We start from the raw sequence: 14,157 nt of genomic DNA on the forward strand, positions 1-14,157 counted from the left end.
CATGGGCCGGGAGGCACATTCCTGTATGACGGCCGCCCGCTCCTGATGACTGCGCGCTGTGCCGCCTGGTCAGTGGCGCCCGGTCGGGTCCTATCCGGTCGGGTCCTATCCGGTCGGGTCCTCGTGGTCCGGTTCGGTGCGCAGGTCGGCGTCGGAGAGCGGTTCCAGTTCGCCGTGGGTGTCCAGCCAGTACAGCAGGGCCAGGGCCGGGCCCACGACCAACGCGGCCACCAGGGTGACCAGGCCGAGCCAGCGCAGGCTGCTGGCGGCCGCGGCGCCGTCGGCCACGGTCAGGGAGGTGGGGATGAGGTAGGGGCGCTGGGCGGCACCCCAGGCGAGGACCGCCGCCGCGACGACGCCGACGGCGGTGATCCGGGGCCAGGCGCCGGACCGTCGCAGCAGGAGCCATCCGGTGGCGAGGGAGCAGACTCCGGCCAGGATGACGAGGCCGAGGCCGACGCCGTGGGTGAGTCCGTGCCATACGTGCGGGGCGTCGCTCCGGGTGACGGTCAGCATGATCGCCGCCAGGACGGCGAGCGCGACCAGACTGCCCAGGGCCCGCCACCGGAAGTAGCCGACCAGATCGGGGGCTCCGAAGCGGACGGCGTCACCCGCCAGGAACACGGCACCGAGGAAGGCGGTCGACACGATGGCGATCAGCCCGAAGAGGATGGAGGTCGGGTTGGACCAGGCGTGGGCCGAGGCCTCCGTTCCGGGTACCGCCCGGCCCGAGGCGATTCCGCCGACGGCCGCGCCGAGGAAGAACGGGGTGAGCAGCGAGGAGATGGCGAAGACGGCACCGTAGAGGCGTCGCCCGGCGATCCGACGGAGGGGCTTGCGCAGTGCGAAGCCGGCGCCGCGCAGCACCAGGCCGATGGCGGCCAGGGCCAGCGGCAGCCACATCGCGGAGAACACCGTCTGGAAGAAGACCGGAAAGCCGGTCCACATGAGGACGAAGATGAAGACGAGCCAGACGTTGTTGACCTCCCATACGGGGGCCATGGCGTGGTCGATCAGCCATCGGGGGCGCTTGCCACGCTCCGCGCCGCCGGCCGTCAGGTCCCAGAACCCGGCTCCGTAATCGGTGCCGCCGGCGCAGGCGTAGGCGGCCACGGCGAGCAGCAGCACCACGGCGATGACCGCGGGCATCATCGCCGGCCGTCCTCGGTGGGTCCTGACCCGGTGTCACCGGACTGCGGCGGGCCGGCCGCTACGCCGGCGCGGGGGCCGTAGGGGGTGTCGGTCTCCGGTGCCTCGCGCCGCTCCCCCGCCGGCCGGTGCCCGTCGGCGAGCCGCCAGCCCGCGCGCATTTTGAGCAGCACGGCGAGCAGCGAGCCGAAAATGAACACGTACACCACGACCACCAGGCCCAGCATGATCCACAGACTGCTGGAGCGGGTGGCCGTCACCGCCTCGCCGATCCGCATGTGCTGGTAGACGATCCAGGGCTGGCGCCCCACTTCGGCGGTGATCCATCCGCATTCGACGGCGACGACGGAGGCGACGCCCGCGCAGGCCGCGCCGCGGAAGAACCACGGTGAGGCGGGCAGCCGGCGCCGCCGCAGCCGGCACCAGCCGTACCAGAGCGCGAGCAGGATCAGCAGCGAGCCGAGGACGACCATGAGGTCGAAGGCCCAGTGGACGATGGTCGCCTGGGTGGCCGTCGGCCGGTCGCTCGCCGGGACGGAGGTCAGTCCGGTCACCTTGGTATCGGGGGTGAACCCGGCCAGGATGGAGTCGAATTGGGGGATCTTGATGCCGCCGGAGATGCTGCCGTCCGGGTGCAGACGGCCGAAGATGTATTCCGGTACCCGGGTGTCGGTCCGCCAGACGATCTCGGTCGCGGCGAACTTCACCGGCTGCTTGTGGAAGACCGACCGGGCCAGGGAGTCACCCAGGAGGAACTGCACGGGGGTGAACACCGCGGCGAGGGTGAAGGGGACGGTGAAGCCGAGTCGGTGGTAGCGGTCGCGGCGGCCGCGCAGCCAGCCGACGGCATAGACCCCGGCGACGGTGTACCCGGCAGTGATCAGTATCGCCACGACGAAGTGCCAGTACTGCGGCCCGAACATCGGGGTGAAGATCGCCGACCAGACCTGGACGTGCACCGGCTTTCCGGCGGCGTCGAGGGTGAAGCCCTGGGGGGTGTTCATCCACGAGTTGGCCGCCAGGATGCCGAAGGCGCCGAGCAGGGCGACCACCGGCAAGGGCAGGCCGAGCAGGAAGTGGGTGCGGGGTTTCAGCCGCCGCCAGCCGTAGAGATAGATGGCGATCAGCACCGCTTCGAGGAAGAAGGCCCATGCCTCGACCCCGAATCCGATGCCGAAGACGCCGCCCCACTTGCCCATCAGGCCCGGCCAGAGCAGCCCGAACTCGAAGGACAGCACGGTGCCGGTGACGACACCGACGGCGAACTGCACGGCCATGACCGCCGACCAGCGTCGGGCGAGGAGCAGCGCGGCGGGGTCGTGACGGCGCAGACCGCGGTGGTGCATCACCAGGGTGATCAGCGGCAGTGCCACACCGAACGGCACCAGGATGATGTGGCAGGCCAGCGTGAAGGCCATCAGCTCCCTGGCCGGGAGCAGTTGAGCCGGAGCGTCCGCCAGCAGTGGGACCATCGCGTGTGCATGCCTCCATGCCTGTGCTGCCCGGGAGGCCGGGGAAGGGCCGGCCCCGGCGTGGCCGCCCGTGCCGCCGGCTGGTCACAGCATCACCGGCGGGCGCGGGAGCGCACGTACCGAGGGCGCACGTTGGGCCGTTGGGCCGATGATCTTCCCTCGGGCGGCGGAGCAGGTTCCCGGACTCAAAGGGCTACGGCGCATAGTCCTCGGGGGGAGCTCCCGACAGGTGGCCCTGCGGGTTGCGGAGGTGACGCGGGGTCAGGAAGTTCGGGTGTGGTGGTCCAGCAAGCGGGTGAGCAACTGCACGAGCTGGTCGCGTTCGGCCAGGCTCAGCGGCGCGAGCAGTTCGTCTTGGAGGCCGTCCAGGACCTTGTCGAGGCGGGGTAGGCGACGGCGGCCCCGGGCGGAGATCGTGATGATGTTGCGGCGCCGGTCGTCGGGGTCCGGCACCCGCTCGACGAGGTCACGCTCGGCCAGTTCGTTGAGCACGCCGACCATGTCGCTGCGGTAGATGCCGGTGCGCCGGCTCAGCGTCGCTTGGCTGCCCGGCCCGTACTCCTGCAGTGAGGCGAGCACGGCGTAGTGCCACTTGCGGGCGTCGACCTGGGCCAGCCCCTCGTTGATCAGCCGGTCGGACCGCGCGGTCAGCTGCGACAACAGTCGGCTCGCCTGTCGACGCAGCCTGTCGGGCGTCTTACGCGCGCCGTCGTCGGGCATGTCCGCGGCTTCGGCTCTGGTCATGGCGCCCATCTTACTCATTGCGTTAGTTCGACTAACGATGTACGGTCACTCAGCCGAAAACGTTAGTGATGTAAACGTTCATTCGGTGAACGCCAAGGAAGGAAGACCGCTATTCCCAGCAAGATGGTGCAGATTCCCACCACGGACGGCCAGGCCGACGCCTTTGCCGCCTTCCCCGACCACGGCGAGCGGCACCCAGGGGTGCTGATGTACGCGGACGCCTTCGGCATCCGCCCCGTGCTGCGCGGGATGGCCCGCGAACTGGCAGAGCACGGGTACTACGTGCTCGTCCCAAACTTCTTCTACCGGCACGGTCCGGCACCGCTGATCGAGCTTCCCGAGCACATCGGAGAAGACGTCCGGCCCGCGGTCGTCGCCCAGGTGATGCCCTTGATCGAGGCGCACACCGCCGAACGTGTCCTGAGCGACGCCGACGCCTACCTGAGGTTCCTCACCACCCAGCCCGAGGTCGGCGCCGGACCGGTCGCGGTGACCGGCTACTGCATAGGCGGCCTCCTGGCGATGCGCACCGCCGCGGCCCACCCCGGCCAGGTGGCCGCCGTCGCCGGATTCCACGGCCCCGTGGGCGCCGACGGGCCCGACAGCCTCTCCGAGCTCACCGCCCAGGTCCACCTCGGCCACGCCGAAACCGATATGACGCCCGAGGCCCTCGGCGAGCTCAACCAGGCCTTGGACGCCGCGGGTATCGACTACACCTCCGAGATCTACCCCGGCACCGTCCACGGCTTCACCCTGTCCGACACCGACGCCTTCAACCCCGCCGCACTGCAGCTTCACTGGGACCGCCTGCTCCCCCTCCTCGGCCGCACCCTGGCCAACGGCTGAGGCTCCGGCCCGGAAGCCGAACCCGAAGTGCACGGCTCCGCTGTGCGGAGGGGCGGTGGCTCCGCTGTGCGGAGGGGCGGTTCGGGACCATCGCCGGTCGCCACACCGCGGGCCCACCGCACGGGAAGTCGACGGGGGCGGCAGTCCCTGACTGCCGCCCCTGCCCAGCAGAGCCGGCGCTCCCCTGGTGTCCCTCAACCCTTCCCGGCGCTATGCCGTCTCGTGCGCGGCGGTTCCGTTGATCTTCTCGATCGCCTGCCGGGCCTGCTCCTGTGGGGAACGGGTGGGCAGGGGCGACACCGTCGTGGTCGCCACGGCGGGCTGCGCCCGCTCCTGTGCGACCGTCTTGGCATGAGTGGGCTGAGCGGCCGGCGGACGTATGCGCAGCCGCTGACCGGCGGCCTCGTCCAGGGTCACCGGGCGCTTCCAACGCGCAGCGAGCCGGGCGGCGTCCTGACCGAGCGCGGCGACGTCCTCCCACTGCAGGCGAACCACCAAGGAGAGCTCGGCGTCTCCGTCCGGCAATGCCTGGATCGGCGGGATACCGGGGTGAGTCATGGTGTCCTCCTCGCGTCGTGGACCAGTGCCGCTGAGGCACGGATATCGAAAGATACGGAGGCACACCCGATGCCGTTCAATACCTGTCACGAGAAGGCAAAAACCGGGAACGGACCTTCCTGCCCTACGAGGAGGACACCGGCAGGGGGGTGGTCACCGCCCTTCATCAGACCTCCTTCTGGATCTTCTCGCCCTCCAGCATGCAACAGCCTGCGGACCTGCCCTGTGGGCCGATGGGGGTCGTGGTCCGCAGTGGCGGGACGGCGGGGGCTTCGGGGGCGTGGTGGATGTCCAAAATCCGCGATGAGTTGAGCCCGAACTCCCAGCAGGGGGCGCGGCCCGTCGGGGGCCCGTGGACGTTTCGGTCACCCGTCCCCTCACCGCATCGTCACAACGGGTTTGTGTGGCGTCCGCCCGTACGTGGTCCGACCGGTTTCGTCAGCTCTCACGCTAGGCGCGTGACACCCCTTCGGAGCGGCACGCTGAGGACAGATCATGGACACAAACGGACACGCTGAGGTCACCGAGGTCCCCTTCCGGTCTTCGGCGGGAGCCCCGCCGGGCGCGGAAGTCCTCGACTTCACCGAGTTGCTCGCCCGCGCCCGCGGGCACGGCATCGTCCCGTACGCACCCAAGCGCCTGGCTTTCCATGAGCTGATCTCGGTGCGCGCGGGCACCCTGCGCTGTTCCGTGGACTTCACCGAACACGAGCTGACCCCGGGCAGCTGGCTGTGGGTGCGCCCCGGCCAGATCAGCCAGTACCGCTCCGTCCTCACCGAGGCCGAGGGCACCGTCGTCCTCTTCCTGCCGGGCTTCCTGACTCCCGCCACCGTGGACGCCGCCCGTGTCGACCAGCGCAATTGGCGGCTGCCGCTGACCCCCGGGGGCGCGGAAGGCGATGCCGTACGCCACGTCCTGGAGCTGCTGGAGAGCGAGCACCGGCGGCCGGCCGCGCTGCCGCTGGAGGTGCACATCGACGTGGTCCGCCATCTGCTGGCCGTACTCGTACTGCGGCTGGCCCATCTGCACGGGGCGCAGGCCGGCGACGAGGCGGGCAGCGAGCCGTTCCGGCGCTTCCAGCAGGCGGTGGAGCGCGATTTCGCCCGCACACACCGGGTCGAGGACTACGCCCGGCAGCTGGGGTACAGCGTCCGTACCCTCACCCGCGCGACCCGCGAGGCCGCCGGGTGCGGCGCCAAGCGCTTCATCGACGACCGGGTCCTCCTGGAGGCCAAGCGGCTGCTGGTGCACACCGACCGCACCGCCACCGCCATCGGCGACCGGCTCGGCTTCCCCGATGCCACGGTCTTCACCAAGTTCTTCCGGCAGCGGGCCGGGGAGACTCCGACTGCGTTCCGCAGCCGTGCGCGGGGCAGCTGAGCGGGAGGCCGGCGCCAGGCTTCGGGCTTCGGGCTTCGGGCGGTGGGCCTGCTGTGTAGGCCACCTGCCAATAGTCCTGCTGGGTAGCCCCGCGGCGTAGAGCTGCTGAATCCATCGGACGCGGTCGACGGCACCGTCCTCTCCCCGCAGCCGGTCACCCACACCCGACGGCGAGTTCGCCGCTCGGCCTCCCGCCCCGTGCCTTACCTACGCGTGCCCTTCCGGAACTCCTCCCTTCAGAACGCCACTTGCGCACCATCCGTTGCTCCGCGCCACCGGAGCCTCTACGTTGAGCGCGCCTGAATTCGGCTTCAACCCGCCGCCGGTGCGGCGGGATCCGGGAGGAACCCCCCATGCACAGATGTGCCTCCAGACGCAGTCCCATACGCACCACGGTGTCCGCCGGAATCGTCGCGGTGGCGGTGGCCGCTGCGACAGCCGCCGCGGCCACCGCCCAGGGCGCCACTCCGGCACCGCCCCAACACGCACAACGGACCCAGCAGGTCGAGTACTTCACCGGCGACTCCGGGCACCCCCGGCACACCCGCGTCCCGGTCTCCAAGCCCCTCTCCCCGTCCGAACGGACCGCGATCGCCGCCGGGGACGGCGACGTCACCCCGATCGTCAACAACGGCCCCGTCGGCAGCAAGCTCGATGTCGTCTTCATCGGCGACGGCTACACCGCCGCCCAGCAGGAGGACTTCCACGCGGACGTCCGCGCCAAATGGGCCAAGATGACCGCCGTCGAGCCGTACGCCTCGTACACCGGCCTCTTCAACGTCTGGGCCGTCGACGCCGTCTCGCACGACTCCGGAGTCTCCGGGGACCCGACCAAGGACGTGGTGCGGGACACCGCCCTGAATTCCGCCTTCTTCTGCGAAGGCACCGAGCGGCTGCTGTGCGTGGACACCGACAAGGTCGAGTCGTACGCCGCCAAGGCCCCGGCCGCCGACCTCGTCGTGGAGCTCTCCAACTCCACCAAGTACGGCGGTGCGGGCTACAACGACATCTCCTCGCAGGTCGGTTACGACGGGATCGCCACCGCGTCCTCCGACAACGACCGGTCCGACCAGATCGCGGTGCACGAGACCGGTCATTCGCTCGGCAAGCTCGCCGACGAGTACGCATACGGCGAGTCCGGAACCTACTCCGGCCCCGAGCCCGCCCAGGCCAACCTCAGCACGCTCTCCGCGGACCAGATGACCGCCCAGCGGCAGAAGTGGTACCGCTGGATGGGCCAGGAGTCGCCGGACGGCGGCGCGGTCGGGGCATTCGAGGGCGGCGGCTACTACGAGCACGGCCTCAACCGCCCCACCGACAACTCGATCATGCGGTCGCTCGGCCGGCAGTTCAACCTCCCCGGCCGCGAGGCGATGATCGCGGGCTTCTACCGCTATGCGAGCGTGCTGAGCAGTCCGGTGCCCACCGATCGGGCGGTGCCCCGCGGCGCTCGTATCCGCGTCTCGTTGCCCGCTTCCGCGCGGGTGAGATGGTACGTCGACGGCCGCGAGCGCAAGGCCGCCCGCGGCCGGCACACGGTCGTCCCGCGGGCCCTCGGCGTCCCGGCCGACGGCCGACCCCACACGGTCACCGCCCGGGCCATCGACCGTACGGGCGCGGTCCGCGACCCGGCGGTGCGCAAGCTGCTGTCCCGCTCGCTGACTTGGCGGGTCGCCACGTATTAGGGCGGCTGCGGGGCGCGGGGCAGGCCGCTGTGAGTGGCCTGCCCCGTGCGGCGTGAAAGCTGGGGTGTGAGCCTGCCGGTTCACGAGCGGTCCGGGGGCGGGCCGGCGGTCAGCGCGGTGCGGCGAGGTCCTGGGTCCACCACGGCCCGCCCGCGCCCTCGACGACACCGACCCCGACCGCGGTGTAGGTGCAGTTGAGCAGGTTGTCGCGGTGCATGCTGTCGCCCATCCAGTCGTTCACCGCCGCGGCCGCGGTGCGCGGGCCGCGGTCGAGGTTCTCGCCCCAGCTGCTCCAGCGGAATCCGGCGGCGGTGATCCGGTCGTCCGGGCCCTTGCCCTCCGGGGTGTCGTGCTCGTAGTACTGGCGAGCCGCCATGTCGGCGGAGTGCCGCTGGGCGGCGGTGTGGAGTCGGCGGTCGATGCGCAGCGGCCCGCAGCCGGCCCGGGCCCGCCGGGCGTTGACGAGTGCGGTGACCTGTTCCTCCAGGTCGGGCGGTGTGGCGGACGGGGTGGGGGTGTGCGGGGCGGTCGGAGTGGGGGACGGGGTCGCCGAGCGCGACGGCGAAGGGGTCGGTGTGGGCGTGGGGCTCGGCGACGGGCTGTGGGCGGCCACGGTCCGTTGCGCCTTCGGCTTGTCCTTCCGTACGTCCTGGGGCGTACCGCCGGACCACCACACGGCGGCGAGGACTGCCGCCGTGAGGGTGGCGGTGCCCGTGACGGCCGTGCCCTTGGTCACCCGGCGCAGGCCCGGCGGCCGCGTGGGCGAAGGGTGCGCGCCCCCTCCGGCGGCCCCGTGGTGTGCGGGTGCCGCGGTCGCCTGCGTCGTCGCGGCCGTGGGGGCCGACAGGCCCGAGGGCGGGGTGAGATGGGCGGGCAGCGGCAGCATGGCGAGACCGGCCAGCAGGCCCTCGGCGGGCAGCAGGTCCCTCCAGTGACCGGAGCAGGCGGCGCACTGGCGGGCATGGCGGGCTATTCGCTTGCGCCACAGGGCGCAGGGTTCGTTGTCCCAGGTGGCGGTCAGCTGAGCCAGATCGGGGCAGGGGGGATCCGCCGAGAGGGCGCGGACCACCACGCGTCCGGCCTCCAGCTGCTGTTTCATGCGCTGCACACGGACGGCCGCATGACGTGAGTCCATCCCTACAGCGGCCACCAGCTCCGGTCTGGTGATCTCTCCGGCGGCCTCCAGCCACCACAGGGAGAGCAGCGAGCGGTCCGCCTCGTCCAGCCACCGGGTGGCCGCGGCCACTTCACGGCGCTGGCCGGACAGTCCCAATTGCAGAATCGTCAGATCCACGAAGTCGGCGGAACGGTCGGCCCGTTCCGGGGCCTGGTCGAGGCCGACGACGGGTGCCTTCTGGGCGCTGGTCCACCGGCGGCGGACCTGGTTCATGGCGATCGCCACCAGCCAGGAGCGGAACGACGCCGGTTCCCGCAGATCCGTCAGCGACTCCAGGACGCGCAGCATGGTCTCCTGCACCACATCGTCCACGTCCGCATGGCCGTCCAGCGCCCGCCCCACGACGTTGTAGATCAGCGGCAGGTGCGCGGCGACCAGCTGCTCCCGGGCCTGTTCGTCCCCGGCCTGGGCGGCCTCGACGGCCGCCGTCCCGTTGTCCTGCTTCACGCCTTTTCGTTCCTGTTCATCCGTGCGTACCCATGGCCCCCGCACCCAGGTGACCCGGTGGGCGCACCCTGATAACAGAAAAACCTACGTGGATCCGGAAATCCGCGTGCGCCCGCCCACCCCGGCGACTCGGTCCACACGGCGATCGCCCGGCCGCGCCACCTCGGACGCGACGCCGGCCCCGATCCCGGCCCCGGGCCCGGCCCGGACCGGCCCGCAGCGGCATCCCGCACGCGCTCCCGAAAAAACTTTTCGCAGTTTCCGTTATCGGGGTCCGCACCCGTGCTCTCCCATGTGTCGGACCACAGGGACGACGGATCTCACCGGGCCAACCGGCCCACGGATCCGGCCGGCCCCGCGGCCCGGCCGAACCTGACCCCCACAGGAAACGGAACCATGAACAACGACCACCGTCAGCCGGAGTTCCACGATCACGCCCCGACCGAGGGCGGCCGCCGGGCGACAGAGTCCGCCGCGCGCCGGCGTTCCGATGCCGGCCGCCCGGGCGGGCGGCACGGGCGCCGCAGCGGTCTGCACCGCGGCGGCAGCCACGCCCGGCGGAACACCACGCTGGTGGCCGTGGCGGCCGTGATCGTCGTGGGCGGGTCCTGTGTGCTGCTGATACGGCCCGGCTCCGGGGCCGACCAGGCGCTCGCCGCGAATCAGTCCGCGCCGGAGGTGCCCACGGCGGCCGCCTCCCCGTCCAAGGCGCCGAGCACCTCGCACTCCCCCAAGACCCACAAGCCCTCCGCCTCGCCGTCCAAGTCCGTACGGCACAGCAAGCGACCCGCCTCGCCCCGGCCGCACCCCAGCCGCTCCAGCCACGGCACGGGCGGCTCCGGGGGTACGTCGGGAACGCCCCGTGTCGAGTCCGGAACGGGGGGCGGCGCCCCCGGCGGCACGCAGACCGCGACGGGGACCGCCGCACGGTTCGCGCAGAAGATCGTGCAGCTGGTCAACGCCCAGCGGGCGCAGCACGGTTGCGGTCCGCTCACCGTGGACTCGCATCTGCAGACCGCCGCGCAGAAGCACTCCGACGACATGGCCGCCCGCAACTACTACGAGCACAACACACCCGAGGGCGTCGACCCCGGCACCCGTATGACCAACGCCGGTTTCCCGTGGAGCAGTTGGGCCGAGAACATCTTCAAGAGCCCCAAGGACCCGGCCACCGCGATGGACGGCTGGATGAAGAGCCCGGGCCACCGCGACAACATCCTCAACTGCTCCTACAAGTCCACCGGAGTGGGCGTCAACCTCAGCGCCAACGGCCCGTGGTGGACGCAGGACTTCGCCACCCACTCCTGACCTCGCCGCCGCGGTGCACCCGGCGGACCGGACCGGAGCCGATCCGGTCCGCCGGGGCCCCGCGGCCTCGCACGGGTCAGCCGCCCGCCGGGGCGAAGGTACGGCCGAGGAAGCCGTCCAGACTGCGGCGGGCGGCGTCGCCATGCGGGCCGGCGAAGATCTCGGCGGCGTGCAGGGTGCCGGGCAGGACCTCGACCTCGGCGTCGGGGAATCCGCGGGCGACCTCGCGCAGCCGCCCTTCGTCGGCGAGCGGATCGTCGGCGGTCCCCAGGAGCAGCAGTTCACCGTCGTAGGACGAGCCGTTCCCGGCGGTGTAGCCGCCGAGTGAGGCGAGCGGGCTGATGCCCGCGACGCCGGCCGGACGCTCGGCGCGGTCCGTCAGCATGCCGAGCATCAGCGTGCCGCCCATACAACCGCCCACCCAGGCCACGCCGGTGGCGCCGTGCGCGCGCAGCAGGCGGGTCGCATCGGAGATGGTCCGGCGGCGGTCCGTTCCCCAGTCGAAGGTGACGACGTGGTAGCCGTCGGCGGCGAGGCGCTTGGCCTCGGCCGCCCATTCGCAGGCGTCGCCCCAGGAGATGGGGGCGAAGACCACGCCGCGCGGGCCGGCGCCCAGGCTGACCAGCCGGCCGCTGCCCCGGGAGCCGGGCAGGCGGTACGCGCCGGCCCGCCGGACGTCGTGGAAGCACTTCGGCAGCTGGGCGGGTGCGGCGGTGAACTCTGGCATTCCGACGGTTCCTTCCTCGGCGGAGCGGCGGTTTTCCGCCATCGCGCTCCCCTGTGCGGCCGTGTCCGGGGCGTGGCCGGAACAGGCAGAGGCACAGGTCAGAGCCATGGCCAGGATCGCCGCCAGGGCCAGGGCACGCCTCGACTCACGTAGGGACATGCGAGAAGCATAGAGAGAAAGCATTGTGAAAAGCTATATTGAAAGGTAGATGGAAAGCTTTTCACGGTGTCCACATCTGCTGCGCACACAGTCTCCCCAGGTCAGAACATGCCTGCGCGGAGGGTGAGATACCTTTGTATGGAGCAATCGGGCAGAGGGAAGGCGGCTCACGATGGAGCCTGACCACGTAGACGAGATCATCTCGGCTTGGGGACACGAGCTGCCCGAAATCGCCGGTCTCCCGCTGGAACTGGCCAAACGCACCGCGCTCCTGGTGTCGGCCTTCGACATCGCCGCGGGCGCCGAGCTGGAGAAGCTGGGGCTCACCCAGGCCGAGTACGGCGTGCTCGCCACCCTTCGGCGCATCGGCGCCCCGTACCGCCTCAAGCCGACCGACCTGACGCACGCCCTGCTGCTGTCCTCCGGTGGCACCAGCAATGTCATCAAGCGCCTGGTGGCGGCCGGCTATGTCACCCGCGCGGCGGCCGAGGACGATGCGCGCAGCAGCTGGGTGCAGCTGACGCCGAGCGGGGTGGAGACCGCCGAGGCGGCGGTGCGCGCCACCACCGCCGTGCACGCCCGGCTCGTCGAGCGGATTCCGGAGCGCACCGCGAAGGCGCTCAGCGAACAGCTGCGCATCGCGCTCGCCGCCATCGAGGAAGGCGTGCTGATCCGCCGCTGACGCCGGGCCGCCGGCGGCGGAGGGCTCAGCGGGCGGCCAGCCGGTCGCGCACGCCTTCCGCCTGTGCCAGCAGCCGAGGCAGCCCGGGGTAGCGCAGCGCCCCCGCCCGCTTGACGATCCGCCCGGCGACCAGGACGGTATCGACGTCGGCGCGGTCCATCGACGACACGACGGCCGCGACGGCGTCGTGCACCGGCGCCACACCGGGGCGGTCGGCCCGCAGCACCAGCAGATCGGCCTGCTTGCCCGGGGCGATGGAGCCGATCCGGTCCGCCATGCCGAGCGCCTCGGCGCCGCCGAGGGTGGCGAACTCCAGGACGTCGCGCGCCGTGAGCAAGGGCGCCTCGGGGCCCGCATGGCCGTGCAGCGCGGCGAAGCGGCCGATCTGGAAGGCCGCCCGCATCTGCGTGAACATATCGCTCGGCGCGGCGACTTCGACGTCCACGCTGAGGCTGGGCCGCAATCCGGCGGCTGCCGCCGCGGCGAACGGCGGCAGCCCGTGGCCCATCGTCATTTCGATGGCCGGCGCGACCGACAGCGCCCCACCGCTGTCGTGGATGAGGCGCAGTTCGCCCTGCTCCATGCCGGTGCCGTGGATGAAGACCGTGCCGGGGCGCAGTACGCCGAGACGGCGCAGCCGGGAGACCGGGCTGCCGCCGCGGACGTGCAGGGCGGTCGGCACGTCGAGTTCCCGTGCCAGCGCCCAGCCGCGCCGGGTGCTCTCGTCGCTGCCGGCCTCGGCGTTGAGCGCCATGGTCACCAGGCTGTCCTTGTGGTGCAGCCGGTCACGCACCCGTCGGGCGTCGTCCGCCGTGCCGTGTCCGTAGGCGAAGATGCTGCGCAGGCCGGATGAGGTGAGCGCGTCGAGGAGGGCGTCGGTGTGTTCCTCGGTGGGCTTGGCGACGTTGGAGATGTCCTGGACGGTGGTCACCCCCGCGTCCAGGGCGCCGAGGGCGCTCAGGAGATTTCCCAGATGGAGGTCGTCGGCGGTGAGCTGCGGTGCCAGGGTGTGCAGGACCGTCGCGAAATACTGGTCGAGGGTCTGGTCGGCGCCGCTGCCGCGCAGCGCCGCCTGCCACATGTGCCGGTGGGTGTCGACGAAGCCGGGGAGCACCAGGCATCCGCGGGCGTCGATCCGCTCGCTCACCCCCGTGGCGTCGAGGTCCGGGCGGAGGGCGGTGATCCGGTCGTCCTCCACCAGGATGTCGGCGGAGGGCAGTTCACCGGTGGCCGGGTCCATGGTGAGGACCCGGCCACCGGTGATCAGCGTACGTGCAGTGGTCACGCGGCTCCCCACCCCTGAGGCGGGTCGAGTCGGCCCATCTGGAGGTTCCAGTACTCGGTGTTGCGCCGGCAGCGGCCGTCGGGGGCGAAGAGCAGGATGTTGGTCTCCAGGAAGGTGACCCAGTGCTCGCCGTCGGGGTTGATGGCGGGCGCCCGCAGGGTGACCCAGAGTTCGACGGCCGCCCGGTTGCCGGTGACGACCGGGGTGCCGTGGCGGCCGGTCATCTCGCTCTGGCCGGCGGTGATGTCGCGCCAGTAGCGGCCGATGGCGTCGCGGCCGCGGAAGGTCTGCGCGGCCACGCCCGGCACCGCCTCGTACACGGCGTCGGGGGTGAACAGCCGGACCGCGGCGGTGTCGTTCTTCGTCCGCCAGGCCTCCAGATAGGCGTCGGTCCAGCAGGAGACATCGGCGACGGTCAGATGGCCGGACGGCTCGGCGGCGTGGGCGGCCGGCGCCACGGCCGCCAGGGGCAGCGCGGCGAGGCCGGCCCGGAGCAGGGTGCGGCGCTGGGTGCGGGGGTTCACAGGTGTTCGGTGCC

The 14,157-nt window shown here is 71.7% G+C and carries 13 protein-coding genes; 5 read left to right on the top strand and 8 right to left on the bottom strand.

Translation table 11 applies throughout. The annotated features are described in order from the left end of the window. Positions 1–105: 105 nt before the first annotated feature. The 3 genes from BKA18_RS01705 to BKA18_RS01715 all read right to left on the bottom strand — a co-directional run bounded on the left by BKA18_RS01705 (position 106) and on the right by BKA18_RS01715 (position 3,365). Positions 106–1,152, bottom strand: a complete 1,047-nt coding sequence (locus BKA18_RS01705) for a cytochrome d ubiquinol oxidase subunit II (protein WP_366043789.1) — start codon at positions 1,150–1,152, stop codon at positions 106–108. Continuing rightward, positions 1,149–2,621 carry a cytochrome ubiquinol oxidase subunit I gene (locus BKA18_RS01710; RefSeq protein WP_366043790.1) on the bottom strand — a complete coding sequence of 491 codons (1,473 nt, stop codon included), beginning with the start codon at positions 2,619–2,621 and terminating at the stop codon, positions 1,149–1,151. The genes BKA18_RS01705 and BKA18_RS01710 overlap by 4 nt, the downstream gene beginning before the upstream one ends. A gap of 261 nt (positions 2,622–2,882) precedes the next feature. Further along, complete coding sequence (locus BKA18_RS01715; protein ID WP_366043791.1) at positions 2,883–3,365, bottom strand: MarR family winged helix-turn-helix transcriptional regulator; 483 nt, start codon at positions 3,363–3,365, stop codon at positions 2,883–2,885. A 123-nt stretch (positions 3,366–3,488) separates the two neighbouring features. Here BKA18_RS01715 and BKA18_RS01720 point away from each other — a divergent pair, with 123 nt between their 5' ends. Beyond that, a complete protein-coding gene (locus BKA18_RS01720) occupies positions 3,489–4,211 on the top strand; it encodes a dienelactone hydrolase family protein (protein WP_429638104.1) in 723 nt (240 codons plus the stop codon). A gap of 210 nt (positions 4,212–4,421) precedes the next feature. Here BKA18_RS01720 and BKA18_RS01725 read toward each other — a convergent pair whose 3' ends face one another. Beyond that, positions 4,422–4,769 (bottom strand): hypothetical protein, encoded by a 348-nt coding sequence (locus BKA18_RS01725; protein WP_366043792.1) that lies wholly within the window; start codon positions 4,767–4,769, stop codon positions 4,422–4,424. A gap of 495 nt (positions 4,770–5,264) precedes the next feature. On the opposite strand from BKA18_RS01725, the gene BKA18_RS01730 reads away from it, so the two are divergent. Then, entirely contained in the window at positions 5,265–6,149 is an 885-nt protein-coding gene (locus BKA18_RS01730) for an AraC family transcriptional regulator (RefSeq protein ID WP_366043793.1), read from the top strand. A 353-nt stretch (positions 6,150–6,502) separates the two neighbouring features. Further along, positions 6,503–7,834 carry a M64 family metallopeptidase gene (locus tag BKA18_RS01735; RefSeq protein ID WP_429638107.1) on the top strand — a complete coding sequence of 444 codons (1,332 nt, stop codon included), beginning with the start codon at positions 6,503–6,505 and terminating at the stop codon, positions 7,832–7,834. Between the two features lie 109 nt (positions 7,835–7,943). Here the strand turns inward: BKA18_RS01735 and BKA18_RS01740 are convergent, their stop codons facing one another. Beyond that, positions 7,944–9,458 carry a sigma-70 family RNA polymerase sigma factor gene (locus tag BKA18_RS01740; RefSeq protein WP_366043795.1) on the bottom strand — a complete coding sequence of 505 codons (1,515 nt, stop codon included), beginning with the start codon at positions 9,456–9,458 and terminating at the stop codon, positions 7,944–7,946. 396 nt (positions 9,459–9,854) lie between these two features. Here BKA18_RS01740 and BKA18_RS01745 point away from each other — a divergent pair, with 396 nt between their 5' ends. After that, entirely contained in the window at positions 9,855–10,766 is a 912-nt protein-coding gene (locus BKA18_RS01745) for a CAP domain-containing protein (RefSeq protein WP_366043796.1), read from the top strand. A gap of 76 nt (positions 10,767–10,842) precedes the next feature. Here the strand turns inward: BKA18_RS01745 and BKA18_RS01750 are convergent, their stop codons facing one another. Beyond that, the gene (locus BKA18_RS01750) at positions 10,843–11,652 is read right to left on the bottom strand and encodes an alpha/beta hydrolase (RefSeq protein WP_366043797.1); all 810 of its coding nucleotides are present in this window, start codon (positions 11,650–11,652) and stop codon (positions 10,843–10,845) included. A gap of 172 nt (positions 11,653–11,824) precedes the next feature. Between BKA18_RS01750 and BKA18_RS01755 the strand changes: the two genes are divergently transcribed. Then, the gene (locus tag BKA18_RS01755; protein WP_366043798.1) at positions 11,825–12,334 is read left to right on the top strand and encodes a MarR family winged helix-turn-helix transcriptional regulator; all 510 of its coding nucleotides are present in this window, start codon (positions 11,825–11,827) and stop codon (positions 12,332–12,334) included. A gap of 25 nt (positions 12,335–12,359) precedes the next feature. Here the strand turns inward: BKA18_RS01755 and BKA18_RS01760 are convergent, their stop codons facing one another. Beyond that, complete coding sequence (locus BKA18_RS01760) at positions 12,360–13,619, bottom strand: amidohydrolase family protein (protein ID WP_366043799.1); 1,260 nt, start codon at positions 13,617–13,619, stop codon at positions 12,360–12,362. Next, entirely contained in the window at positions 13,616–14,143 is a 528-nt protein-coding gene (locus BKA18_RS01765; protein ID WP_366043800.1) for a nuclear transport factor 2 family protein, read from the bottom strand. Before BKA18_RS01765 ends, BKA18_RS01760 begins: the two co-directional genes overlap by 4 nt. Positions 14,144–14,157 lie beyond the last annotated feature (14 nt).

The organism is Streptomyces auratus (genome assembly GCF_050433025.1).
GTDB lineage: Bacteria > Actinomycetota > Actinomycetes > Streptomycetales > Streptomycetaceae > Streptomyces > Streptomyces sioyaensis.